We start from the raw sequence: 23,753 nt of genomic DNA, 5'->3' as shown, positions 1-23,753 counted from the left end.
CAGGGCGGTTCACGGTCCCTTCATCTTGCTCCTCCTACGGTGCGCAGCATGGAATCGCTCGCCGTCGACGCCGTGGGCGTCACCAAGAACTTCGGACCGGTCCGCGCCGTCGACGACATCACCGTGCGGGTGGCCGAGGGCGAGGTGTACGGCGTGCTCGGGCCCAACGGGGCCGGCAAGACCACCTTCCTCCGGATGCTCTTCGGCCTGATCCGTCCGGACGCCGGCACCATCCGCGTGCTCGGCAGGACCTGGGACGAGGACGGCGTCGCGGTCCTCGACGGCGTCGGTGGCTTCATCGAGAGCCCCCGGTTCTACCCGTACCTCACCGGCCGCCAGAACCTCGAGGGCCTGCTCCTCCTCGACGGCGGCGCCCCGGCCGGGCTGCTCGACGAGGTCCTCGACCTGGTCGAGATGAGCGACCGCGTCGACCAGAAGGTCGGCGGCTACTCCTACGGCATGCGCCAGCGCCTCGGGGTCGCCGCGAGCCTCCTGCGCGAGCCGCGGCTCCTGGTGCTGGACGAGCCCGCCAACGGCCTCGACCCGGCCGGCATCCGGGACATGCGGGCCCTGGTCAAGCGGCTCGCCGCGAGCGGGCTGACCGTGCTGCTGAGCTCGCACGACATGGACGAGGTCGAGGAGATCTGCGACAACGTCACCATCATGAAGCGCGGCACCGTCGCCTTCCACGGCACCATCGCCGCCCTGCGCACCCGCGCGCCGGACCCGGGCCACCTGCTCGCGACCACCGACGACGACCGCGCCCTGGGCCTCGCCCGGGAGCACCCCGGCCTGCGGGTCGTCCGCGGGGCCGCCACCGGTCTCGTCGTGACCGGCCCGACGCCCCAGGTGTCGGCGTACGTCGCCGCGATCGTGCAGGCCCGCATCGACCTGCTGGCGCTCAGCCAGACCCAGACGCCCCTGGAGGCCCTGTTCTTCATGCTCACCGACGACGCCCACCACCAGACCCTCGACCGCCCGGCCGCGCCGGCGGGGGCCGTCCGATGAGCGCCCCGGCCGCCGCTGCCGACGTGGCCACCCGGGCGCCGGCGGCCGGTGCGCCGCGACGCCCCGGACGCCTGGCGCCGCTGCGCTGGGAGCTGCGCAAGCTCCGGGCCCAGCAGCGCGCGCGGGCCGTCCTGATCGGCTCGCTCCTGCTCCCCGTGGTCGTGGTCGTGGTCATCCACGGCCAGTCCCGTCCCCCCAAGGACACGCTCTTCGGCCGGTTCGCCACGGACAACGGCTTCGCGCTGGCGCTGCTCGTCCTGGGCTTCGCGGCGCAGTGGGTCATCCCGCTGCTCACCGCAGTCGTCGCCGGCGACATCTTCGCCAGCGAGGACCAGCACGGCACCTGGAAGACCGTGCTCACCCGCTCCACGAGCCGCACCGATCTCTTCGCCGCCAAGACCGTGACCGCCGCCGGGTTCGGCGTCCTGGTCCTGGTGGTGCTGGCGGCGTCGACGATCGCGTCGAGCCTGCTGATCGTGGGCCACCAGCCGCTGCTCGGCCTCACGGGCCAGACGATCCCCGCGGGCGAGGCGCTGCGGCTCGTCACGCTGAGCTGGGCCACCACGGTCCCGCCGATGCTGGGCTTCACCTGCCTGGCGATCCTGCTGTCCGTCTGGTCGCGCAACCCGGCCGTCGGTGTCGCCGCCCCCGTGGTCATCGGCATGGTCATGCAGCTCGTGGGCGCGCTCGGCGGGGTGGAGGCCGTGCGCCCGTTCCTGCTGACCACGCCGTTCGAGGCCTGGCACGGGCTGCTCGCCGACCCCCGCTTCACCGGCCCGCTCACCGAGGGACTGGTCACGAGCGCCGTCTGGTGCGCCGTCAGCCTCGGTGCGGCCTACCTCATGCTCCGCCGTCGCGACATCACCGGAGGCTGACCACCATGCGCCGTACCCTTCTCACCGTCCTCGCCGCCCTCGTCGTCGTGCTCGGCCTGGCCTCGGCCGTCGTGGCCGGCAGCTCGGGCAGCAGCACCGTCACCCGGCCCCGCCTGGAGCGGTCCCTCACCGCGACCTTCACCCACCTCTACGTCCACACGGCCGGCCTCCAGGGCCGCACCGTCTCCGCCGCGTCGCTGCACGCCACCGCCATGTGCGACAAGGCCGGCGCCGAGAACAAGGACGTCGGTCCGGGCGGCGACTGGAACTGCCTGATGAGCTGGAACGACCCCGACGTGCCGATGCCGCCCGAGGGCTACGGCAAGTTCGAGCTGAACGTGCACAGCAACGACTGCTACACCGCGAGCGGTCCGAGCAAGCTGACCGGCTTCCTGACGATGACCGACACCCGCGGCCGGGTGGTGACGAACCCGCTGTTCGAGTTCGACGGGTGCTTCGACCCGGCGACCGACAACAGCCCGACCGGCGTGGTCTTCCCCTCGGTCCTCGCCGTCGCCAGCACCACGGTGACGCCGGACGCCAGCGGTGGCGCCACGGTGCAGCTCACCTGCGGCTCCGGCGACCGCGGCTGCGCAGGCACGGTGGACGTGACCTCGGGCTCGACCGACCTCGGCAGCCTGCCGATCCAGCTCGCCGAGGAGTCCACCAGGACGCTGCGGCTGCCGAAGGCCGTGCCCGCGGGGGCGAAGGACGTCACGTTCACCGTCCACGCGACCACCGGCTTCGGTCCGCCGAGCCCGGTCACGCTCCCGGTGCAGCGTTGACCGCGGCCCCTAGGCTCGACGCATGACGACGACCACCCCCGTCCTGTCCGTCCCCACCCCGAGCGCCGCCTTCGAGCGCTCGACGATCGAGCGCCGCGACGTCGGCGCGCACGACGTCGCCTTCGACGTCGCCTTCTGCGGCATCTGCCACTCCGACATCCACCAGGCCCGCAACGAGTGGGCCGAGGGCATCTTCCCGATGGTCCCCGGCCACGAGGTCGCGGGCACCGTCACCGCCGTCGGCGACGAGGTCACGAAGTTCGCGGTCGGCGACCGCGTCGGCGTCGGCTGCTTCGTCGACTCCTGCCGCGAGTGCGAGAACTGCGAGGCCGGCGAGGAGCAGTACTGCCTCAAGGGCGAGGTCCCCACCTACAACGGCCGCTTCTACGAGGGTGGCGACACCTACGGCGGCTACAGCAAGCACTTCGTGGTGCACGAGGACTACACGCTGCGCATCCCCGAGGGCATCTCGCTCGAGGAGGCCGCGCCGCTGCTGTGCGCCGGCATCACGACGTACTCCCCCCTCCACCACTGGGGCGCCGGTCCCGGCAAGAAGGTCGCGATCGTCGGCATGGGTGGCCTCGGCCACCTCGGCGTGAAGATCGCGGTCGCGATGGGCGCCGAGGTCACCGTGCTCAGCCAGTCGCTCAAGAAGGAGGAGGACGGCCGTCGCCTCGGGGCGCAGCACTACCACGCCACCGAGGACAAGCAGACCTTCAAGGACCTGCGCGGCACCTTCGACCTGATCGTCAACACCGTCGCGGCGAACCTCCCCGTCGACAAGTACCTCTCGCTGCTCCGCCTCGACGGCGCCATGGTGAACGTCGGCATCCCGTCGGACGCCGACTCGTTCCACGCGTTCTCGCTCGCCGGGATGCGGCGCTCGCTGGCCGGCTCCAAGATCGGCGGCATCCGCGAGACCCAGGAGATGCTCGACTTCTGCGCCGAGCACGGCATCGGCGCCGAGGTCGAGGTGCTGGCCCCCGAGCCGGCCGTCATCGACGAGGCCTACGAGCGCGTCGTCGCCTCCGACGTGCGCTACCGGTTCGTCATCGACATGGCCGCGCTCGAGGACTGAGCGACCGGGTCGACCGCCTCACACCGGCGGTCCGGCGGCGTGGGTCCGCCGGACTGTCGGTGCCTGTTCCTAGGTTGGTCGCATGCGCATCCTCCACACGTCCGACTGGCACCTGGGCCGGTCGTTCCACCGTGAGGGGATGCTGGCGCACCAGGCGACGTACGTCGACCACCTGCTGGAGGTGGTCGCCGCGGAGTGCGTCGACCTCGTGGTCGTCGCCGGGGACGTCTACGACCGCGCGCTGCCCCACGTCGACGCCGTCCGGCTGGCCGACGAGGCGCTGGCCCGGCTGGCCGCCTCCCGGGCGCAGGTGGTGCTCACCAGCGGCAACCACGACTCCGCGCAACGGCTCGGCTTCAGCTCGCGGCTGATCGACGCCGCGGGCGTCTTCATCCGCACCGACGCCGGCGGTGTCGGCACGCCCGTCCTCCTCGAGGACGAGCACGGCCCGGTGGCGGTGCACGGCCTGCCCTACCTCGACCCCGACTCCGTGCGCGAGCCCTGGGGCCTGGCCGCCCGCTCCCACGAGGCCGCCCTGACCGAGGCGATGCGGCGCGTCCGCGCCGACCTGGCGACCCGCTCGTCCGCCACCCGCTCGGTCGTGCTGGCCCACGCCTTCGTCGGCGGCGGCGCCCTCGACGTCCGGCCGAGCGACTCCGAGCGCGACATCAGCGTCGGCGGCGTCTCGCTCGTGCCGACGTCCGTCTTCGACGGGATCTCCTACACCGCGCTCGGCCACCTGCACGGGCGGCACACGCTCACCGACGCGATCCGCTACAGCGGCTCGCCGCTGGCCTACTCGTTCTCCGAGGCCGACCAGCGCAAGGGGTCCTGGCTCGTCGACCTCGGCCCGGTCGGCGTCACGTCCTGCACCTTCGTCGACGCCCCGGTCCCCCGCCCCCTCGCGCGGTTGCGGGGCACCCTGGACGAGCTGCTGGCCGAGCCGCGGCTGGTGGTGCACGAGGCGGCCTGGGTCCAGGCGACCCTCACCGACGACACCCGGCCGCTGCAGGCGATGGACCGCCTGCGGAGCCGCTTCCCGCACGCGCTGGTCCTCGGCTTCGAGCCCGCGAGCGGCGCGCCGGGCGGCGTGCCCGCCGCGCGCGTGCAGGGGCGCTCCGACCACGAGATCGCCCTCGACTTCGTCGCCGAGATGCGCGGGAGCGCCGCCACCGACGACGAGGCGCTGCTGCTGCGCGAGGCGTTCGACGCGTGCTGCGAGGACCCCGATCTCGACACCCTGGTGACGGACGGGGCGTCATGAGGCTGCACCAGCTCGAGGTGACCGGCTTCGGCCCGTTCGCCGAGACCGTCAGCGTCGACTTCGACCGGCTCTCCGACGCCGGGCTCTTCCTGCTCACCGGCCCGACCGGGTCCGGCAAGACCAGCGTGCTCGACGCGGTCTGCTTCGCGCTGTACGGCGACGTCCCCGGCGATCGCAACGCCGCCAAGCGGCTGCGGGCCGACCAGGCGGCGCCGGGCGTCGCCCCGCGCGTCACGCTCGAGACGACCCTGTCGGGCCGCCGCTTCCGGATCAGCCGCTCGCCGGCGTGGGAGCGCCCCAAGAAGCGCGGCACCGGCACCACCACCGAGCAGGCCTCGGTCACGATCACCGAGCGCGTCGACGGGGCCTGGCAGCCGCTGTCCAGCCGTCTCGACGAGACCGGTCACCTGGTCACGGCCCTCGTCGGCATGAACGTCACCCAGTTCACCCAGGTCGCGATGCTGCCGCAGGGCCGCTTCCAGGCCTTCCTCCGGGCCCGGTCCGACGAGCGGCACCGGCTGCTGCAGCAGCTCTTCCGCACCGGCCGCTTCGACGAGGTCGAGCGCTGGTTCAAGGAGCGCCGCTCGCTGCTGCGCCGCCGCTCCGAGGCGTCCCACCAGCGGGTCGCCGACCTGGTCAGCCGGGTCAGCGAGGCCACGGAGGTGCGGCTCCCCGCCGACTGGGACATCCGTGACCTCCTGGGGCCCGCGGCCGACGGCACCCTGCTCACCTGGGCCACGGGCCTGCGTGACGCCGCCCTGACCACCCGCGCGAGCAGCGAGGCCGACGCCGAGACGGCCGCGGGTGCGGAGACGGTGGCACGCGACGTCCTCGACGAGGTCCGCACGACGTTGGAGCAGCGCCGGCGCGTGGAGGCGGCCGCCGCCGAGCAGCAGGCGCTGCTCGCCGCGGCGGACGACCACGCTCGGGGCCGCGACCGGGTCGACGCCGCCCGGCGGGCCGCCGGGGTGCTGCCGCTGCACCGCATCGACCGGACCGCACGCACGGCGCTGGAGCGGGCTGCGGGAGCGGCCGAGGCCGCCGGTCAGCGCGCCGCCGACGCGCTCGGCCTGCTCATGGTCGACGAGGACACGCTGACCGAGGCGCTGCAGCGCGCCGTGGACGACGCCGCCCGGGTCCGGGCCGCGCTGCCCCGCCAGCAGACGCAGCGCCGGCTGACCCGTGAGATCGCCGAGGCCCGGGCCCGGCAGGAGCAGCTGGGCGAGCGCCGCGACGCCGTCGCCCGCGCCCGGGCGGCCCTGCCCGAGCGGCTGCTCGTGCTGCGGCGCGAGCTGGTCGAGGCCACCGCGGCCGGCGAGCGGGTCGCGGTCGAGGAGGAGCGACTGGCCGCCCTGGACGCCCGCGTCACGGCGTACTCCCTCGTCGGGGGGCTGACCCGCGAGCTCGCGGACGCCCGCGCCGACCTCGCCGTCGCCCAGGCCGAGGAGCAGGTGCTCCGGGAAGCGTGGCTCGACCTGCGCGAGGCGCGGCTGGAGGGGATGGCGGCCGAGATCGCCGGGGCCCTCGCGGTCGGTGCCTGCTGCCCGGTGTGCGGCTCCGCCGAGCACCCGCACAAGGCCGCCCGCGCCGAGGGCGCCCCGGACGCCGCCGCCGAGAAGGCCGCCCTCAAGCGGCTCGACACCGCGAAGTCGACCACCCAGGTCCACGACGAGCAGGTCCGCACCCTCGCGACGGCGCTCGCCGTGGCCACCGGCAACGCCGGCCCCCTCCCCCTCGACGAGCTGCAGGCCCGGGCAGCAGCGGTCCGGGAGGGTGCCGAGCGGCTGCGCGCCCTGGCCGACGGCCTGCCCGCCGCCCGCGAGGCGCTGGAGGAGGCCGAGGCCGCCAGCGAGCGACTGCTCGCCGAGGTCGCCGCCCTCGACCGGGAGAGCGCCGCCCTCACCGACACGGTCCGGGCACGCACCACCGAGCACACCGCCCTCAAGGTCGAGCTCGACGGGCTGCTCGACGGGGCCCGCGACCTGGCCACCCAGCTCGACCGGCACCTCGAGCGGGCCGCCGCCGGGCGGGCCGCCCTGCAGGCGCTGGCGGAGCTCGCGGCCGCCACCACGGCGGCCGACGAGGCCCGCGCCGCGCTCGCAGCGGCCGTGTCCGAGGCCGGCTTCGCGACGCCCGAGGAGGCGGCCGGGGCCGCGCTGCCCGCCGACGACCTGCGCTCCCTCGAGCGCACGCTGGCCGACCACGAGCGACGGCTGGCCGCGGTGACCGCCGTGCTCGCCGACGAGGACGCCGCCGGGCTGCTCGCGTCGCCGACACCCGACGTTCCCGCTGCGCAGCGCGCCCACGCGGCGGCCCTGGCCGCCCTGGGGGACGCCCGGTCGCGGGCCGGGGTGTGGGCCACCCGCGTGGAGCGCCTCACGACGCTGGCCGACGACCTCGCCACCGCCCTCGACGACTGGGCGCCGCTGCGCGAGGAGCTCGACCTCACCACCCGCCTGGCGACCTTCGTCGACGGCAAGTCACCCGACAACCGGCTGCAGATGCGGCTCTCGGCGTACGTCCTGGCCTACCGGCTCACCCAGGTCGTCGCCGCCGCGAACGAGCGCCTGGCGCAGATGAGCGACCGGCGCTACTCCCTCGAGCACACCGGGCGGCGGGGTGCCGGGGAGACCCGGGGCGGGCTCAGCCTGCTGGTGCGCGACGACTGGTCGGGCGAGGCCCGGGACCCGGCCACGCTCTCGGGCGGCGAGACGTTCGTCGTCTCCCTCGCGCTGGCCCTCGGCCTCGCGGACGTCATCACGCAGGAGTCCGGTGACGGGGACCGGGGCGACTCACGGCTCGACACGCTCTTCGTGGACGAGGGCTTCGGCTCGCTCGACGCCGACACGCTCGACGACGTGATGGACACGCTCGACTCGCTGCGCGACGGCGGCCGGATCGTCGGCGTGGTCAGCCACGTCGCCGAGATGCGCGACCGCATCCCGACCCAGCTGCGGGTGAGCAAGGCCCGCACCGGCTCCACGCTCGCGCTGTCGCGCTGACCTGGAGCCGGCCGGACCGGTGCGGCCGTCCGTCAGGGGGTGACGGTCCCGTGGTCGGACTCGTACGGCTCGCCCGTGAGCTTGCTCTTCGCGAAGCTGATCAGCGACGCGACCTTGCTGCCGGGGGTGTCCCAGTACTCCCCGTGGTCGACCTCGACCTTGATGAGCACGGCGTTCGGGTCCTCGGGGCCGCCGGGCAGCCACGCCTCGGCGAACGTGTTCCACAGCTCCTTGAGCTTGGCGTCGTCGTCGACGACCGCGGCGCGACCCGTGAGGGCCACCCAGCTGTCGCGCGAGGAGAACGTGAGCGCCACGCTCGGCTCGGACTGGATCGCGCGGGTGTGGGCGGTGTCGCGGGCCGAGATGAACCACAGCTCGGCGTCCGGCTCCACCTCCTGGCGGGCCATCGGCAGGCTGCGCGGGCCGTCCGGGCCATAGGTCGTGAGCATGCCGATGTGCTGGTCCTTCAACAGGTCGACGAGCTTCTTGGTGTCCTCGGTGTCAGTCATGCGGGGGCCGTACCCGGCAGGCTGTCGGACACGCCCCGACAGGTCTACTTTCGACGTATGACCTTCCTCGTGCCGCCGGACGCCTACGCCCGGTTCATGGGCCGCTTCGCCGTCCCGCTCGGCCTCGAGTTCGCCGACTTCGCGGGGATCGCTCCCGGGCAGCGGGTCCTCGACGTCGGCTGCGGCCCGGGCGCGCTCACCACCGAGCTCGTACGCCGGGTGGGCGCCGACCACGTGGCCGCGATCGACCCCTCCCCGCCGTTCGTGGCCGGGCTGCACGAGCGGCTGCCGGACGTCGACGTCGTGACCGGGACGGCCGAGCACCTTCCCCACCCCGACCGCGAGTTCGACGCCACGGTGGCCCAGCTGGTCGTGCACTTCATGAGCGACCCGGCCGGCGGTCTCCGCGAGATGGCCCGGGTGACCAGGCCCGACGGCGTGGCCGCCGCCTGCGTCTGGGACCACGACGGCGGCCGCAGCCCGCTCAGCACGGTCTGGGAGGTCGCCCGTGAGCTCGACCCGGGCGCGATCGCCGAGGACGGGCTCCCCGGCGCCCGTGCGGGTCACCTCGAGGAGCTCGCCGCCGCCGCCGGCTGGTCCGACGTCGTCTCCGGGGTGCTGACCGTGACGGTGCCGTCGGCGTCGTTCGAGGAGTGGTGGGAGCCGTACACCTTCGGGGTCGGTCCTCTCGGCGAGTACGTCCGCTCCCTCGACGACACCGCCCGCGCCCGCCTGCGCGACCGGTGCGCCGAGCGCCTCGGCCCGGCCCCGTTCTCGATCACCGCCTCCGCCTGGGCGGTGCGCGGACGGCCCTGAGCCCACCGCGTCGGACCGGAACTCGGTGGCGGGCATCGGCTAGGTTCGTCGGCATGAGTGGACCCGGCCTCGATCCGACCTTCAGCTCGCTGCCCTACCGCTCGCTCGGGGACGCCGCCCTGCAGCGGGCCCGGGAGCTCGGCGTCTCGCACGCGGACTTCCGCTTCGAGCGGGTTCGCTACCAACGGCTCGGCGTCCGCGACGGCGTCCTGCAGGGTGCGAGCGACACCGAGGACCTCGGCTTCGCGGTCCGGGTCATCCACCACGGCTCGTGGGGCTTCGCGTCGGGGGTCTTCCTCACGACCGACGAGGCCGTGCGGGTGACCGAGAGCGCGGTCGCCGTCGCCCTGGTCGCCGCCGAGATGACCAGCACGCCGATCGAGATCGCCCCCGAGCCGGTCCACGACGACGTCACCTGGGTGTCGTCGTACGACGTGAACCCGCTCGAGGTGCCGGTCGCCGAGAAGGCCGCCGTCCTCATCGACTGGACCGACCGGCTGCGCACCGGCGCCGCGGTCGACCACGCCTCGGCGTACCTCCTCCAGGTGCAGGAGAACAAGTACTACGCCGACCTGGCCGGCACCCGCACGACGCAGCAGCGGGTGCGGCTGCAGCCGGGCTTCGAGGCGATGGGCGCGGGCGCCGACACGTTCGACTCGATGGCGTCGATCGCGCCGCCGGTCGGGCGCGGGTGGGAATACCTCACCGACGGCAGCTGGGACTGGGACGACGAGATCGACCAGGTCCCCGAGCTGCTCGCCGAGAAGCTCAAGGCCCCGAGCATCGAGGCCGGGAGCTACGACCTGGTCATCCACCCGTCGAACCTGTGGCTCACGATCCACGAGTCGATCGGGCACGCCACCGAGCTGGACCGCGCGCTCGGCTACGAGGCCAACTACGCCGGCACGTCGTTCGCGACGTACGACAAGCTCGGGACCCTGCAGTACGGCTCCGGCGTCATGAACGTCACCGGCGACCGGACGGTCGAGCACGGCCTCGCCACGATCGGCTACGACGACGAGGGCGTCGAGACCCAGAGCTGGGACATCGTGCGCGACGGCGTGCTGGTGGGCTACCAGCTGGACCGCCCCATGGCGCACATGAAGCCCGAGCTCAACCCCGGGCCGGACGGTCGGGGCCGGTCCAACGGCTGTGCCTACGCCGACTCGCCCGGCCACATCCCGATCCAGCGGATGGCCAACGTCTCGCTGCAGCCGGCGCCCGACGGCCCCAGCACCGAGGAGCTGATCGGGCGCGTCGAGCGCGGCCTCTACATCGTCGGCGACAAGTCGTGGTCCATCGACATGCAGCGCTTCAACTTCCAGTTCACCGGGCAGCGGTTCTACACGATCACCGACGGCGAGCTCGTGGGCCAGGTCCGCGACGTCGCCTACCAGGCCACGACCACGGAGTTCTGGGGCTCGATGGAGGCCGTCGGCGGCCCGGAGACCTGGGTGCTCGGCGGCGCCTTCAACTGCGGCAAGGCCCAGCCCGGCCAGGTCGCGAGCGTCAGCCACGGCTGCCCGACGTCGCTGTTCCGCGGCGTCAACATCCTCAACACCAACGACGAGGCAGGCAAGTGATGACACCCCAGAGCCTGGTCGACCACGCGGTCACGACCTCGACGGCCGACGACTGCATCGCGATCGTCCGCGACGCCACGAGCGCCAACCTGCGGTGGGCCAACAACACGCTGACGACCAACGGCGTGATGCACGGAATCACGGTCACGATCGTGTCCTTCATCCGCAGCGGGGACGGCACGGCCACGGGGTCCGTGACCGGCAGCGCCACCACCCAGGCGCAGGTCACCGCGCTGGTCGAGGCGGCCGACGCCGCCGCCCGGGCCGGCTCGCCCGCCGAAGACGCGAACGACCTGGTCCGGGACGCGGTCTCCCCCGACTGGGACGACGCCCCGGTCCCGACCGACATCCACGTCTACGACGCGTTCGCCCCTGCGCTCGGCGAGGCCTTCGGCCGGGCGTCGGGCGGCGGCCGGATCCTCTACGGCTTCGTGAACCACCAGTCCACGACGACGTACGTCGGCTCCACCAGCGGCCTGCGCCTGCGCCACGTCCAGCCGACCGGTCACTACGGCTGCACGGGCAAGACCGCCGACCTCACCGAGAGCGCGTGGGTCGGCGGCGCCACCCGCGACTTCGCCGACGTCGACGCGCTCGCCCTGGAGGCCACCCTCGAGCAGCGCCTCGGCTGGGGTGCCCGCCGCGTGGACCTGCCGGCCGGTCGCTACGACACGATCCTGCCGCCCACCGCGGTGGCCGACCTGATGATCGACGCCTACTGGTACGCCGGCGCGCGCGTCGCCCACGAGGGCCAGTCGGTCTACAGCAAGCGCGGCGTCGGCACCCGCATCGGCGACCCGATCGCCCGGCCGGAGGTCGACCTGTTCTCGGACCCGGCGTACCCCGGCCTCGAGTGCGCGCCCTTCGCGCTCGCCGCCTCCTCGGACAATGAGTCCTCGGTGTTCGACAACGGCCTGCCGCTGGGTCGCACCGACTGGATCCGTGGCGGCGACCTCACGTCGTTGATCCAGACCCGGCACTCCGCCGCGATGACCCAGCAGCCGGTCACCCCGATGGTCGACAACCTGGTGCTGTCGGTCGACGGCGGCGCGGGCTCGGTCGAGGACCTGGTCGCCGGCACCGAGCGCGGGCTGCTGCTCACCTGCCTGTGGTACATCCGGGCCGTGGAGGAGCAGACCCTCCTGCTCACCGGCCTGACCCGCGACGGCGTCTACCTCATCGAGAACGGCGAGATCACCGGCTCGGTCAACAACTTCCGCTTCAACGAGTCGCCCGTCGACCTGCTGCGGAGGTTCTCCCACGCCTCCGCCACCGTCCCGAGCTTCAGTCGCGAGTGGGGCGACGACTACTTCTCGAGGACGGCGATGCCGGCCCTGCGGGTCCCGGACTTCAACATGTCGAGCGTGTCTCAGGCCATGTGATGGGGGTGCGCCACCCACGACGGCGGCGACCTGGTCGTGGTGACCGATCCCGAGGGCAACGAGCTCTGCGTGGAGCAGCCGGTCCAGACCGGCCGCCGGGCGTGCAACCGGCCCCGCTCCCCGGGCGTATCCCCGTCGTTCATCCGCCAACGACACCCCAGGAGCACCACTACCATGCGCACCCAGCTGATCACCGGCAGCCTGGCCGTCGTCGCGACCTCCGCCCTGATCGGGCTGGGCGCGGCTCCGGCGCACGCCGCCACCACGACCGAGACCGAGCGCGGTCACCTCGTCGAGTGCACCGGCACGATCCACGGCAAGGACGTCTACGCGAGCGTCTACGAGAACGAGACCTACGGCAACGTCTTCCAGCTCGTCGTCGGCGAGAAGGGCACCAGCCGCGAGGCGGCGAAGCCCTTCCTCGACGGCAGCGACGTCCGCGCCGTCCTCACGCTGGCCGGCAAGAAGGCCGTCGTGAAGGGCACCGCCGACCGCGTCGGCAAGAAGCTCCCCGTCCACGAGGAGATGGACGACGCCGGCCAGCACATCACGGTCGACGGCTTCCACAAGCGGCTCGCCACCGACCTCACCCTGCGGTGGGGCTCGCGCACCGTCCCGCTCGACTGCGACAACGCGTTCCGCTACGTCCTCGAGGTCACCAAGACCGACATCGAGTGACGACGCGGGAGGCGCTTGGGCGGTGACCTGTCAACCACCCCGGCTCCGCAGGGGGTTGGCAGGTCACCGCTGCCCGAGGCGCCACCGGTCCGGCGGTGACTGGTGAACCTGCTCGGGCCTGCCGGGGGTTGACAGGTCACCGCTCGCCCGGCGGTGCGCCAGCCACCGTCTGGCTTCACGAAACGGTGGCTGACCCACCGCTCCCCCAGCCACCCGCCATCCGGCGGTGCGCCAGCCACCGTTCGCTCGACGACAACGGTGGGCAGCTCACCGCTCACCCGGCACCGCCCACCGAAGCCGTCAGTACGCCGGCCCCGGGTGCCCACCCGGCGCCGGGGCGTCGGGGTCGTAGGGCGTGCGCGTGTAGATGAAGGTCGCGACGTCGAGGTGGCTGACCGACCCGTCGTCACGACGGACGACGTGCAGCCGCTCGCCGGCGTGGTAGCCGCCGGTGCCGCGGACCTCGCCGTCGACGACCACGAAGCGGTACATCTCGACACCGTTGCGACGGGCCACGAGCGCGGCGCCCTCCATGCGGAAGACGAACGGCGTGTTGCCCCAGTGCCAGACGCCGAGCGCGTCGACCAGCTCGGCGGGCACGGCGGCGGTCGCGACCCACGGCCGGGCGAGGGTCGGCTCGCAGCGCTCGAGCTCCTCGAGCAGCTCGATCGCCAGCGCCGCGGGCGAGTAGCCCGTGGTCGCGTTCGCGAGCACGACGGCGCCGGTCGAGCGCCGCCGGTCGACGAGCGCGGTCGCGATGAAGCCCGGCATCGAGCCGGTGTGGCCGGCGAGCGTGCCGGAGCCGCCGGGGAAGATCTGGAACCCGAGCCCGTGGGCGTAGCCCAGCCCGTCGGCCGCACTGCCGGACTGCGGCCCGAAGGCCTCGGCCAGCAGGTCCGCCGACAGGACGTCGGGGTGCCCGTCGAGCAGGAAGCAGGCGTACGTCGCCAGGTCGCCGAGCGTGGCCCACACCTGCCCCGCGGGCGCCATGGCCCCGGTGTCGGTGGCCGGCTCGTCGACGAGCGTCGAGGCGTAGGGGTGCACGCTGCGCCCCTGCGCGGCCGCCCCGTCGGGGAGGTACGTCGTGCGGTGCAGGCCCAGCGGCTCGAGGATCCGGGTGAGCACGCAGTCCCACCACGACTCCCCCAGCACCCGGGCCGCGACCTCGCCGAGCAGCGCGTAGCCGAGGTTCGAGTAGTGGAACTGCCGCTGCCCGGGCAGCACGGAGCCGGAGCCGTCGTTCGCGGCGGCGAGCTCGTCCCACGACAGGCCCGCCGAGCGCTCCCACCACGAGCCGGTGGGCTCGGACTGCATGCCGGAGCTGTGCGCGAGCAGGGAGCGGAGCGTCCGGTCGGCGTACCCGACGTCGCCGAGGACGACCGAGGCCGGCTCGTCGAGCGAGAGCCGGCCGTCCCGGACCAGCTGCAGGACGAGCACCGCGGTCATCGTCTTGGTGATCGAGCCGATGCGGTACTGCACGTCGAACGGGTCGTGGTCCTCGAGCAGATCGGCGCCGTACGCCCCCGCCCAGGCCAGGCGACCGTCGCGCACCACGCCCGCCACGACCGAGGGCAACCGGCCCTCCGCCTGGGCGTGCGCGACCCGGGCGTGCAGGCGCCGACCGGTCAGGTCGGCGACACCGACGCCCGCGGCCGGGGCGCTCATTCGGCGAAGGCCTCGGGCGGCGGGCACGCGCAGACGAGGTTCCGGTCGCCGTAGGCCTGGTCGATCCGGCCCACGGGCGGCCAGTACTTGTCAGGGTCGATGCCGGTCGGGAAGACGGCGAGCTCGCGCGAGTAGCCGCGGTCCCATTCGCCGACGAGGGCGCGGGACGTGTGCGGGGCCCCGCGCAGCGGCGACTCCTCGGGCGTCCACTCCCCCGCGGCGACGCGGTCGATCTCGGCCTTGATCGCGATCATCGCGTCGCAGAAGCGGTCGATCTCGGCGAGATCCTCGGACTCCGTCGGCTCGACCATCAGCGTGCCGGCGACCGGGAACGACATGGTCGGGGCGTGGAAGCCGTAGTCGACCAGGCGCTTGGCCACGTCGTCCACGGTCACGCCCGAGTCCCGCGTCAGGCCGCGCACGTCGAGGATGCACTCGTGGGCGACGAGCCCGCCGTGGCCCTTGTAGAGGACCGGGTAGTGCTCACCCAGCCGCGCGGCGACGTAGTTCGCCGACAGCACCGCGGACGCGGTGGCGCGGGTCAGGCCCTCGGCGCCCATCAGCCGGATGTAGGCCCACGAGATCGGCAGGATCCCCGCGGAGCCGTACGGCGCCGCGCTGATCGGTCCGATGCCGGAGCGCTTGGCCTCCTCCGGGTGCATCGCGTGGGACGGCAGGAACGGCGCGAGGTGCGCGCGGACCGCGACCGGTCCGACACCGGGGCCGCCGCCGCCGTGCGGGATGCAGAAGGTCTTGTGCAGGTTGAGGTGCGACACGTCGCCGCCGAACTCGCCGGGCTTGGCGTAGCCGAGCAGGGCGTTGAGGTTCGCGCCGTCGACGTACACCTGCCCCCCGTGCGCGTGCACGATCTCGCAGAGTTCGGTGATCGTGTCCTCGTAGGCACCGTGCGTCGACGGGTAGGTCACCATGATCGCGGCCAGGTCGTCGGCGTGCGCCTCGCAGGCGGTGCGCAGGTCGGCGAGGTCGACGGCCCCGTCGTCGCCGGCCTTGACGACCACGACCTTCATGCCGGCCATCACGGCCGAGGCGGCGTTGGTGCCGTGCGCGGAGGACGGGATCAGGCAGACGTTGCGGTCGAGGTCGCCGTTCGCGCGGTGGTAGCCACGGATCGCCAGCAGCCCGGCCAGCTCGCCCTGCGAGCCGGCGTTCGGCTGGATCGAGACCTTGTCGTAGCCCGTGACCTCGGCCAGCCACCCCTCGAGCTCGTCGACGAGCTGGCGGTAGCCCGCGGCGTCCTCGGCGGGGGCGAAGGGGTGCAGGTCGGCGAAGCCCGGCAGCGAGACCGGCTCCATCTCGGTGGTCGCGTTCAGCTTCATCGTGCAGGAGCCGAGCGGGATCATGCCGCGGTCCAGCGCGTAGTCACGCGCGGAGAGCCGGCGCAGGTAGCGCAGCATGGAGGTCTCGCTGTGGTGGCTCGAGAAGACCTCGTGGGTGAGGTACGCCGTCTGCCGCTGCAGCCCGTCGGGCAGCGCGTCGGCGGTCGCCTGGTCGAGCGCGCGGAGGTCGGCCTCCACGCCGAAGGCCTTGAAGACGCTGGTCAGCGTCGACCGGGTCGTGGTCTCCGAGGTGGAGATGCCGACGCGGTCGACGTCGACGAGTCGCAGCTGCACGCCGAAGGAGCGTGCCGCGGCGACCACCTCGGCCGCGCGGCCGGGCACCGCCACGGTGATCGTGTCGAAGAACTGCTCGGTCTCGACGGTGACGCCACCGTCCGCGAGGCCGCGGGCGAGCACGGCGGCGTAGCGGTGCGCGCGGGTCGCGATCGACCGCAGCCCGGCAGGACCGTGGTAGACGGCGTACATCGACGCGACGACCGCGAGCAGCACCTGCGCGGTGCAGATGTTGGAGGTCGCCTTGTCGCGGCGGATGTGCTGCTCGCGGGTCTGGAGGGCCAGGCGGTACGCCGGACGACCCTCGGCGTCGACCGAGACGCCGACGAGGCGACCGGGCAAGTGCCGCTCGAGGCCCTTCGCGACCGCCATGTAGCCGGCGTGCGGGCCGCCGTAGAAGAGCGGGACGCCGAAGCGCTGCGAGGAGCCGACGACCACGTCGGCACCCAGCTCGCCGGGCGCCTCGAGGAGGGTCAGCGCGAGCAGGTCCGCGGCGACGACGGCCAGGCCGTTGCGGGCATGGGTCTCCTCGATCACGGCGCGCGGGTCGAGCACGCGGCCGGAGGCGCCGGGGTACTGCACGAGGACGCCGCACAGCTCGCCCTCGGGCAGGCCGTCGGTCAGGTCGGCCACGACGACGTCGATGCCCATCGCCTCGGCCCGGGTGCGCACCACGTCGATCGTCTGGGGCAGCGCGTCGGCGTCGACCACGAAGGGGCCGGACGCCTTGCGGTTGCCGCGCCGGACCAGCGTCATCGCCTCGGCGGCGGCGGTGGCCTCGTCGAGGAGCGAGGCGTTCGCGGTGGGCAGGCCGGTGAGGTCGCCGATCACGGTCTGGAAGTTGATGAGCGCCTCGAGCCGGCCCTGCGAGATCTCGGGCTGGTACGGCGTGTAGGCGGTGTACCAGCTCGGGTCCTCGAGCACGTTGCGACGGATCACCGGCGGGGTGATCGTGCCGTGGTAGCCGAGACCGATCATGGTCTCGCCCGGCCGGTTCGCCGCGGCGAGGGCGCGCAGCTCGCGGGCGGCGGCCTCCTCGGTCAGCGGCGCCGGCAGGTCGAGCTCGGCGGCGGCGCGGATGCCACCGGGCACCGCGGCCTTCATCAGCTCGTCGATCGACCCGAAGCCGAGGCGGTCGAGCATCGCGTCGACGTCGACGGGTCGCAGCCCGATGTGACGGTCCACGAACGGCAGCGCGGCATCGAGCTCGGACAGGGTGGGGAGGTCGGACACGGAGGCTCCTCATCGGGGTCGATCGGGACGCCTCCCCCTCTGTCGTCCCCGACCCTCGCCTGCGGTCGTGACCTCCAGAGTTGCCTGGTCCGCACGGTCCGGGCGCCTGAGAGGTTCCGGGGAGGAATTGCCCCTTCGGCGCTCCGCTCCGGGGCCGGGGCCCGCGGGCGGAGACTCTCCCGTGCGGGATTGTCAGCGGTCGCCAATCTACCAGCCGGGCAGCACAGCGGCCCGCCACCGGTGAGGTGACGGGCCGAGGTGGGTCGTTCGGTGATCGAGTAGGTCGCGCAGCGACCGTCGTGCGGCTTTCGGTGATCGAGTAGGTCGCGCAGCGACCGTCGTGCGGCTTTCGGTGATCGAGTAGGTCGCGCAGCGACCGTATCGAGATTCAGCCGGTCTGCCGGGCCGCACGCCGGGCGGCGAGCTCGTCGCTGGCGCTGGGCGCCGCGGACTCGTCGGTGGCGGTGCGCTCGCTGGGCAGCTGGGCGAGGGTGCCCTCGATCTCCTGCCAGACACCGCCGATCGCGATGCCGAAGACGCCCTGGCCGCCCTGGAGCAGGTCGATGATCTCGTCGTTGCTGGTGCACTCGTAGACCGAGGCGCCATCGCTCATCAGGGTGACGCGGGTCAGGTCGTCGGTGCCGCGCTTGCGCAGGTGCTGGACGGCCGTGCGGATCTGCTGCAGCGAGATGCCGGCGTCGAGGAGGCGCTTGATGACCTTGAGGATCAGGATGTCGCGGAAGGAGTAGAGCCGCTGGGTGCCGGAGCCGGTCGCGCCGCGCACGGTGGGCTCGACCAGGCCGGTGCGGGCCCAGTAGTCGAGCTGGCGGTAGGTGATGCCGGCGGCGTTGCACGCCGTGGGGCCGCGGTAGCCGGTGTCGCTCGGCAGCGGGGACACGTCGTCGGTGAAGAGGAGACCCTGCTCCTCCGCCGCCTCGACAGCGACCGACACTGCCTGGTCGGCGCTCCGGTCCTGCTCGTTCTCGTTCACTGGTCCTCCGCGGGTCTACTCCGTTGTCCGTAACCCTCAGGGGAAGTGTGACGCCGGGAACCGGACAACCACAGCAGTGGAGTTACAACAGAGACAGTTCAAGGTAAGGCTCCGCCTGAGGGTGGTCAACGACGTGGGCGGCGTGTCGCAACCCTCAACCTCTACTTGAGGGTGAGAGTTCACCCGGACCGAGCGGGACCTACTGGTCCGAATCCGTCGGCGCCTCGAAGTCCTCGGGCGTCACGTGGTCGAGGAACTCGCGGAACGCCTCGACCTCGTCCTCCTGCTCCGCCGGCACGGCCAGGCCGGCCTCGTCGAGAACCTCCTCGGCGCACAGGATGCGGGTGCCGGTGCGCAGCGCGAGGGCGATCGAGTCGGAGGGCCGGGCGCTCACCTCGGCGCCGGACTCGAAGACGAGCAGCGCGAAGAAGACGCCGTCCTTGACGTCGGTGATGCGCACCTCGCTGAGCGCGTTGCCGGTCGCCTCCAGCACGTCCTTCATCAGGTCGTGGGTCAGCGGCCGCGGCGGGATCACCCCCTGCTGGGCGAACGCGATCGCGGTGGCCTCGACCGCCCCGATCCAGATCGGGAGATACCGCTCCCCCGTCACCTCGCGCAGCAGCACGATCGGCTGGTTCGAGGGCATCTCGACCCGGACACCCATGACATCGACTTCGCGCACATCCTCACCCTACTCCGGGTGTGGAGGGCGTACGACGACGCCCGCAGGCCCCACGGGAACAGGGCTCACGACCCGTCAGGACGAGCGCAGGCCGATCTTGACCAGCGTCGCGTGCAGCCGCACGGAGAGCGCGGCGATCTCGCTGACGGCCTCCTCGGCGCGGGCCGTGGCGGCGGCGTCGCGACCCCGGCGGTGGGGGGCGATGACCTGCTCGACGAGCCCCACCTCGCGGTCGGCGGAGGTCTTGAAGGCGCGCAGGTGCCGCGGCTCGAAGCCGAAGTCGGCCAGCTCCCGCGCCGTCCGCGCGACGACCAGGGCATCGGTGTCGTAGTGGCCGGTGCCGGCGCGCGGCGTGATGAGGGCGTACTGCTCGAGCTGGTCGAGCAGCTCCTCGGAGATCTCGGCGATCTTGACCAGCTCGCGGCGCGAGAGCCGCAGGTTGTCGCGCCGGGTGAACGACTCGGGGCTCGGCAGCCCGTCCGCCGCCAGCGCGACCTGGGGCACGGTAGGGACGACGGCGTCGATCGGCGGCGGCTCCAGGCCGCGGTCGATCGCCTCGAGGTGCTCGCCGATGACCTTGAGCGGGAGGTAGTGGTCGCGCTGCATGCGCAGCACGTAGCGCAGCCGGTCGACGTCCTCGCCGGAGAACTTCCGGTAGCCCGACGGAGTCCGCTCGGGCTTGATCAGCCCCTTGTCCTCGAGGAAGCGGATCTTGGGGATCGTGATGCCCGGGAAGTCCGGGCGCAGCCGGTCGAGGACCTCGCCGATGTTCATGCGCGCCCGGGACGGCCCGGGGGCCGCGCCGGCGGACACCGAGGAGGAGCTCATGCTCAGGCGCCCTCGTGCCCGGAGAAGAAGACCAGGCGGTACTTCCCGATCTGCACCTCGTCGCCGTCCTTGAGCTGGACGCGGTCGATCCGGTCGCGGTTGACGTAGGTGCCGTTGAGGCTGCCGACGTCGCTGACCGTGAAGGTGTCGCCGGTGCGGTTGAACTCCGCGTGCCGGCGCGAGACGGTCACGTCGTCGAGGAAGATCTCGCTGTCCGGGTGCCGGCCGGCGTTGACCACGTCGGCGTCGAGCAGGAAGCGGCTCCCGGAGCCGGGGCCCCGCTGGACCACGAGGAGCGCGTGCCCGCTGGGCAGGGCGTCCACGGCGGCCGCGTCCACGGCGTTGAGCTGGCGGTCGGAGGTCTCGGTCTTGGCGTCGCCCAGCCCGATCGCGATCGTCGCGGTCGTCTCGCCCTCGGGCTCACCGGACTCGGCCGGCGGGGCGTCGGCGGTCACCAGACGGGTCCCGCACTGCGAGCAGAAGCGGGAGTCGTCGGGGTTCTGCTTGCCACATGCTGTGCAGAACGGCATCGGTCAGTCCTCCGGGTCGGGGCGGGGGGCGCCAGCCTGCCCGACCCCTGAGGAACCCTCAAGGCCGGGCTGAGGTTGACGGTTGTTCGCCACGCTATCAGCCCTCGAGTGAGGCGACGTACGCGTCGGAGTCCATCAGGTCGTCGAGCTGCGTCGGGTCGGACGGGACGACCTCGAAGAGCCAGCCGCCGGCGTACGGGTCGTTGTTCACGAGCTCGGGCGTCGCGTCGAGGGTGTCGTTGCGGGCCACGACCTCGCCGTCGACGGGCGCGTAGACGTCGCTGACCGACTTGGTCGACTCGAGCTCGCCGCAGGTGCTGCCGGCGGTGACGGTGTCGCCCACCTCGGGCAGGGAGACGTAGACGATGTCCCCGAGGGCGTCCTGCGCGTAGTGGGTGATCCCGATGCGGACCGAGCCCTCGCTGTCGCCGGGCGTCCGGAGCCACTCGTGCTCGGAGGTGTACTTCAGGTCGTCGGGGTACACGGGGGTCTCCTGTCGGTCGCCGGCTGCGGGCGCATCCGGAAGGGCGAGGCTACTGCCAGGGCGGGGTCCTGGTCGCGTCAGGGCTGGGTCGTGTCGGGCTGGGCGTACTCCGGCTGCTCCGGCTCGACCACGCTCTCGATGTCGAGTGAGGAGAGCTCCTCGATCTGGACCGTCGCGCCGTCCTCCTCGAACTCGCTGCGCGGGCCGCGCGGGAAGGTGAGCGCACCGGACAGCGTGTGCGGCTCGCCGATCACGTCGATGACGTACGGCGCGGTGAGCAGCGTGCCGTCGACCGAGATGCCGCCGACGCCGTCCTCGAAGGAGGTCTGGGCGATCACCCGCACCTGCCCGTTGATCTGCATCGACTCGGCGTCCGCGGCCCGCAGCTCCTGCACGGTGTCGAGCATGTCGTCGATGCTGATCGGCGTGGTCGTCTCGGAGATCGTGATCCGGATGCCGGGCCCGGTGACGGGCACCAGCCCGGCCAGGATGCTGAGGGTGTCGGAGCGCTCCTGGGCCTGGGCCAGTGCGGCCGCGCGCGCGTCGGTGCTCGACTGCAGGTCGCGGCGGGTGCTCTCGAGGCGCGAGATCTCGGTCTGGGCGCGCTGGGTAGTGCCGGCCAGCCCGCTGAGCACGTCGATGAGGTCCTGCTCGCGGTAGCTGGCGTAGGTGTCGTCGACGTCGTTGGAGCGCACCTGGGTGACGGCCGCGAAGCCGACCACGGCCAGGAGCACGCCCACGACGGCCTGCCCGCGCGACGGCTTGCGCATGGCCGCGGCCAGGCGGGCCCGCCCGGACGGGGCCGGGTCGGTGGGGGGCGGCGTCGGCTCAGGCATGGAACAGGTGCCGTCGGATCGCGGCGACGTTGGAGAAGATGCGGATGCCGAGGACGACGATCACGCCGGTCGAGAGCTGGCCGCCGACGCCGAGCTTGTCGCCGAGGTAGACGATCGCCGCGGCGATGACGACGTTGCTGACGAACGAGACGACGAAGACCTTGTCGTCGAAGATGCCGTCGAGGTAGGCGCGGAGACCACCGAAGACGGCGTCGAGCGCCGCCACGACGGCGATGGGCAGGTAGGGCTCGAGCCCGAGCGGCACGTCGGGCTGGAAGACGAGTCCCAGCACGATGCCCACGAGCAGTCCCAGCGCGGCGATCACGGCTTGCTCTCCTCTTCCAGGTGCTTGTCGCTGTTGTCCTCGGCGGTGCCGGCGAGCACCGAGCGCAGCGGCCGCAGGCGTTGGGGCGGCAGCGTGAGCCGGTCCTCATTCTGCCGCTCGAACACGAAGCCGAGCTGCTGGGCCAGGCTGGTGAACTCCTGGCCGTGCGTCGTGGACAGGAAGTCCGCCTGCAGCGTGCGGGTGTCGCCGATCGCCTGCACGACGTACGGCGGCGACAGCGGGCGGGTGTTCACGTTGATCGCGATGCCGGCGTTGCGGATCGCGGTGAGCGCGGTGATGCGTTGGCCGTTGATCGAGATCGCCTCGGCACCGGCGCCCCACAGGCCGTCAACGAGCAGGGCGAGGTCCTCGTCGCGCACGGTCTGGGTGGCGTCGCCGTCGGGGGCGTCGTCGACGACGATGCGGACGCCCTCCCCCGTGACGGCGCCGAAGCCGGTCGCGGTCTCGAGGCGGCGCAGCCGGGCCTCGGACGCCTGCTCGGTCCGGGTCACCTGCGCGAGCTGGCCCTCGAGGGTGACGTTGCGGGTGCGGAAGCGGACGATCTCGTCCTGCAGCCGCGAGACCGTGTCGCGCTTGGTGCCGATCCGGTCGAGCAGGGTCGCGCGGCTGGCGTCGTCGACGTCGGCGTTGCGCGAGGTCTGGACGGCGGCGGTGGTGACCAGGATCCCGAAGACGGCGACCACGACGGCCGCGGTGCGGTGCCGGCCGCGCAGGCCGGGCGTCCGCGGGGGCGTCGCCCCGCTCGCGCGCCGCTCGGCCGCGTGCAGGTAGTCCTCATCGAGCGACTGCTGGGTGATCAGGGTGAGCAGCGGCAGCGTGACCCGGGCCGGGAGCTCGGGTCGTGGGGTGTCGGGCGGGGTGCCCGGCCGGCGCTCAGACATCGTGCGTCGCCGGGGTCCGTCGCTCGGTCGTGGCCAGCAGCTTGCGGACCTGCCAGGCGTAGAGGATGCCGGCCCACCAGTAGAGCCCGATGCCCCAGAACGCGAAGGCCCAGCCGAAGACCTCGGCGAGCGTCGCGACCGTGCCCTCGCCGTCGCCGAGCAGGAGCAGCGGGAAGGCGTAGAGCAGGTTGAAGGTGGCGGCCTTGCCGAGGAAGTGCACCGGCAAGGAGCTGTAGCCGCGGGTGCGCAGCAGCGGCACCAGGCCCCACATCAGGGCGTCGCGCAGCGGCAGCGAGACCGCCATCCACCACGGGATGACGTCGCGCAGGGCCAGGCCCACGACGACGGCGAGGATGTAGAGGCGGTCGGCGACCGGGTCCAGGATCTGCCCGACGACCGAGGTCTGGTCGAGCTTGCGCGCCAGCCAGCCGTCGAGGAAGTCGGTGATGCCGGAGGCGACGAGCAGCCCGAGCGCCCAGCCGTCGGCCTCCGGGCCGAGGACCAGCCACAGGAAGACCGGCACGCCGGCAAGCCGCAGCATGCTGAGCAGGTTCGGGAGGGTCCACACGCGGTTGCGCGCCGAATCGTCCGCCACGGATGCCTGCATTTCGAGAAGTCGGGAGCCTGTCTGCGAGCACACCCTAGCCGCCGGACGGGCCGCGATCG

At 73.0% G+C, this 23,753-nt stretch carries 22 protein-coding genes and 1 riboswitch; of the genes, 10 read left to right on the top strand and 12 right to left on the bottom strand.

The window, feature by feature from the left end:
* The first annotated feature begins 48 nt into the window (after nt 1–48).
* The 6 genes from H5V45_RS00405 to H5V45_RS00380 all read left to right on the top strand — a co-directional run bounded on the left by H5V45_RS00405 (nt 49) and on the right by H5V45_RS00380 (nt 8,012).
* Nucleotides 49–1,008 (top strand): ABC transporter ATP-binding protein, encoded by a 960-nt coding sequence (locus H5V45_RS00405; protein WP_185251111.1) that lies wholly within the window; start codon nt 49–51, stop codon nt 1,006–1,008.
* Nucleotides 1,005–1,883 (top strand): ABC transporter permease, encoded by an 879-nt coding sequence (locus tag H5V45_RS00400; RefSeq protein WP_185251110.1) that lies wholly within the window; start codon nt 1,005–1,007, stop codon nt 1,881–1,883. The genes H5V45_RS00405 and H5V45_RS00400 overlap by 4 nt, the downstream gene beginning before the upstream one ends.
* A gap of 5 nt (nt 1,884–1,888) precedes the next feature.
* Entirely contained in the window at nt 1,889–2,668 is a 780-nt protein-coding gene (locus H5V45_RS00395) for a hypothetical protein (RefSeq protein WP_185251109.1), read from the top strand.
* Between the two features lie 22 nt (nt 2,669–2,690).
* On the top strand, nt 2,691–3,746 hold the full coding sequence (locus tag H5V45_RS00390) for an NAD(P)-dependent alcohol dehydrogenase (protein WP_185251108.1): 1,056 nt from the start codon (nt 2,691–2,693) through the stop codon (nt 3,744–3,746).
* Between the two features lie 82 nt (nt 3,747–3,828).
* The gene (locus tag H5V45_RS00385) at nt 3,829–5,010 is read left to right on the top strand and encodes an exonuclease SbcCD subunit D (RefSeq protein ID WP_185251107.1); all 1,182 of its coding nucleotides are present in this window, start codon (nt 3,829–3,831) and stop codon (nt 5,008–5,010) included.
* On the top strand, nt 5,007–8,012 hold the full coding sequence (locus H5V45_RS00380; protein WP_185251106.1) for an AAA family ATPase: 3,006 nt from the start codon (nt 5,007–5,009) through the stop codon (nt 8,010–8,012). The genes H5V45_RS00385 and H5V45_RS00380 overlap by 4 nt, the downstream gene beginning before the upstream one ends.
* Before the next feature lie 32 nt (nt 8,013–8,044).
* Here the strand turns inward: H5V45_RS00380 and H5V45_RS00375 are convergent, their stop codons facing one another.
* Entirely contained in the window at nt 8,045–8,521 is a 477-nt protein-coding gene (locus H5V45_RS00375; protein WP_185251105.1) for a pyridoxamine 5'-phosphate oxidase family protein, read from the bottom strand.
* A 57-nt stretch (nt 8,522–8,578) separates the two neighbouring features.
* Between H5V45_RS00375 and H5V45_RS00370 the strand changes: the two genes are divergently transcribed.
* The 4 genes from H5V45_RS00370 (at nt 8,579) to H5V45_RS00355 (ending at nt 12,980) form a co-directional block, all read left to right on the top strand.
* Nucleotides 8,579–9,337 carry a class I SAM-dependent methyltransferase gene (locus H5V45_RS00370; protein WP_185251104.1) on the top strand — a complete coding sequence of 253 codons (759 nt, stop codon included), beginning with the start codon at nt 8,579–8,581 and terminating at the stop codon, nt 9,335–9,337.
* A 53-nt stretch (nt 9,338–9,390) separates the two neighbouring features.
* Nucleotides 9,391–10,920 carry a TldD/PmbA family protein gene (locus tag H5V45_RS00365; RefSeq protein WP_185251103.1) on the top strand — a complete coding sequence of 510 codons (1,530 nt, stop codon included), beginning with the start codon at nt 9,391–9,393 and terminating at the stop codon, nt 10,918–10,920.
* Nucleotides 10,920–12,302 (top strand): metallopeptidase TldD-related protein, encoded by a 1,383-nt coding sequence (locus H5V45_RS00360; RefSeq protein WP_185251102.1) that lies wholly within the window; start codon nt 10,920–10,922, stop codon nt 12,300–12,302. Before H5V45_RS00365 ends, H5V45_RS00360 begins: the two co-directional genes overlap by 1 nt.
* Nucleotides 12,303–12,476: 174 nt before the next feature.
* Nucleotides 12,477–12,980, top strand: coding sequence for a hypothetical protein (locus H5V45_RS00355; protein ID WP_185251101.1), 504 nt, complete (start codon nt 12,477–12,479; stop codon nt 12,978–12,980).
* A 300-nt stretch (nt 12,981–13,280) separates the two neighbouring features.
* On the opposite strand, the gene H5V45_RS00350 is transcribed toward H5V45_RS00355, so the two are convergent.
* From H5V45_RS00350 to clsA, 11 genes are all read right to left on the bottom strand, one after another.
* On the bottom strand, nt 13,281–14,645 hold the full coding sequence (locus H5V45_RS00350) for a serine hydrolase domain-containing protein (RefSeq protein ID WP_185251100.1): 1,365 nt from the start codon (nt 14,643–14,645) through the stop codon (nt 13,281–13,283).
* Nucleotides 14,642–17,509 (bottom strand): aminomethyl-transferring glycine dehydrogenase, encoded by a 2,868-nt coding sequence (gene gcvP / locus H5V45_RS00345; protein WP_185251099.1) that lies wholly within the window; start codon nt 17,507–17,509, stop codon nt 14,642–14,644. The genes H5V45_RS00350 and gcvP overlap by 4 nt, the downstream gene beginning before the upstream one ends.
* Before the next feature lie 84 nt (nt 17,510–17,593).
* Nucleotides 17,594–17,701, bottom strand: a riboswitch (glycine riboswitch).
* A gap of 196 nt (nt 17,702–17,897) precedes the next feature.
* Nucleotides 17,898–18,500 carry a MerR family transcriptional regulator gene (locus H5V45_RS00340; RefSeq protein ID WP_185251098.1) on the bottom strand — a complete coding sequence of 201 codons (603 nt, stop codon included), beginning with the start codon at nt 18,498–18,500 and terminating at the stop codon, nt 17,898–17,900.
* Nucleotides 18,501–18,699: 199 nt separating this feature from the next.
* On the bottom strand, nt 18,700–19,182 hold the full coding sequence (locus H5V45_RS00335; protein WP_185251097.1) for a bifunctional nuclease domain-containing protein: 483 nt from the start codon (nt 19,180–19,182) through the stop codon (nt 18,700–18,702).
* 75 nt (nt 19,183–19,257) lie between these two features.
* A complete protein-coding gene (gene ftsR, locus H5V45_RS00330; RefSeq protein WP_185251096.1) occupies nt 19,258–20,010 on the bottom strand; it encodes a transcriptional regulator FtsR in 753 nt (250 codons plus the stop codon).
* A 2-nt stretch (nt 20,011–20,012) separates the two neighbouring features.
* Nucleotides 20,013–20,540: a zinc-ribbon and FHA domain-containing protein gene (locus H5V45_RS00325; RefSeq protein ID WP_185251095.1), complete on the bottom strand. Its 528-nt coding sequence runs from the start codon at nt 20,538–20,540 to the stop codon at nt 20,013–20,015.
* A 97-nt stretch (nt 20,541–20,637) separates the two neighbouring features.
* A complete protein-coding gene (gene gcvH / locus H5V45_RS00320; RefSeq protein WP_185251094.1) occupies nt 20,638–21,024 on the bottom strand; it encodes a glycine cleavage system protein GcvH in 387 nt (128 codons plus the stop codon).
* 77 nt (nt 21,025–21,101) lie between these two features.
* A complete protein-coding gene (locus H5V45_RS00315) occupies nt 21,102–21,860 on the bottom strand; it encodes a DUF881 domain-containing protein (protein ID WP_185251093.1) in 759 nt (252 codons plus the stop codon).
* Nucleotides 21,853–22,185 (bottom strand): small basic family protein, encoded by a 333-nt coding sequence (locus H5V45_RS00310; RefSeq protein ID WP_166194335.1) that lies wholly within the window; start codon nt 22,183–22,185, stop codon nt 21,853–21,855. The genes H5V45_RS00315 and H5V45_RS00310 overlap by 8 nt, the downstream gene beginning before the upstream one ends.
* On the bottom strand, nt 22,182–23,087 hold the full coding sequence (locus H5V45_RS00305; protein WP_185251092.1) for a DUF881 domain-containing protein: 906 nt from the start codon (nt 23,085–23,087) through the stop codon (nt 22,182–22,184). The genes H5V45_RS00310 and H5V45_RS00305 overlap by 4 nt, the downstream gene beginning before the upstream one ends.
* The gene (gene clsA / locus H5V45_RS00300) at nt 23,080–23,694 is read right to left on the bottom strand and encodes a cardiolipin synthase ClsA (protein WP_185251091.1); all 615 of its coding nucleotides are present in this window, start codon (nt 23,692–23,694) and stop codon (nt 23,080–23,082) included. The genes H5V45_RS00305 and clsA overlap by 8 nt, the downstream gene beginning before the upstream one ends.
* Between the last annotated feature and the right edge of the window lie 59 nt (nt 23,695–23,753).

This window comes from Nocardioides luti (assembly GCF_014212315.1).
GTDB classification, from domain to species: Bacteria; Actinomycetota; Actinomycetes; order Propionibacteriales; family Nocardioidaceae; genus Nocardioides; species Nocardioides luti.
This window is presented reverse-complemented; position numbering and strand designations above follow the sequence as displayed.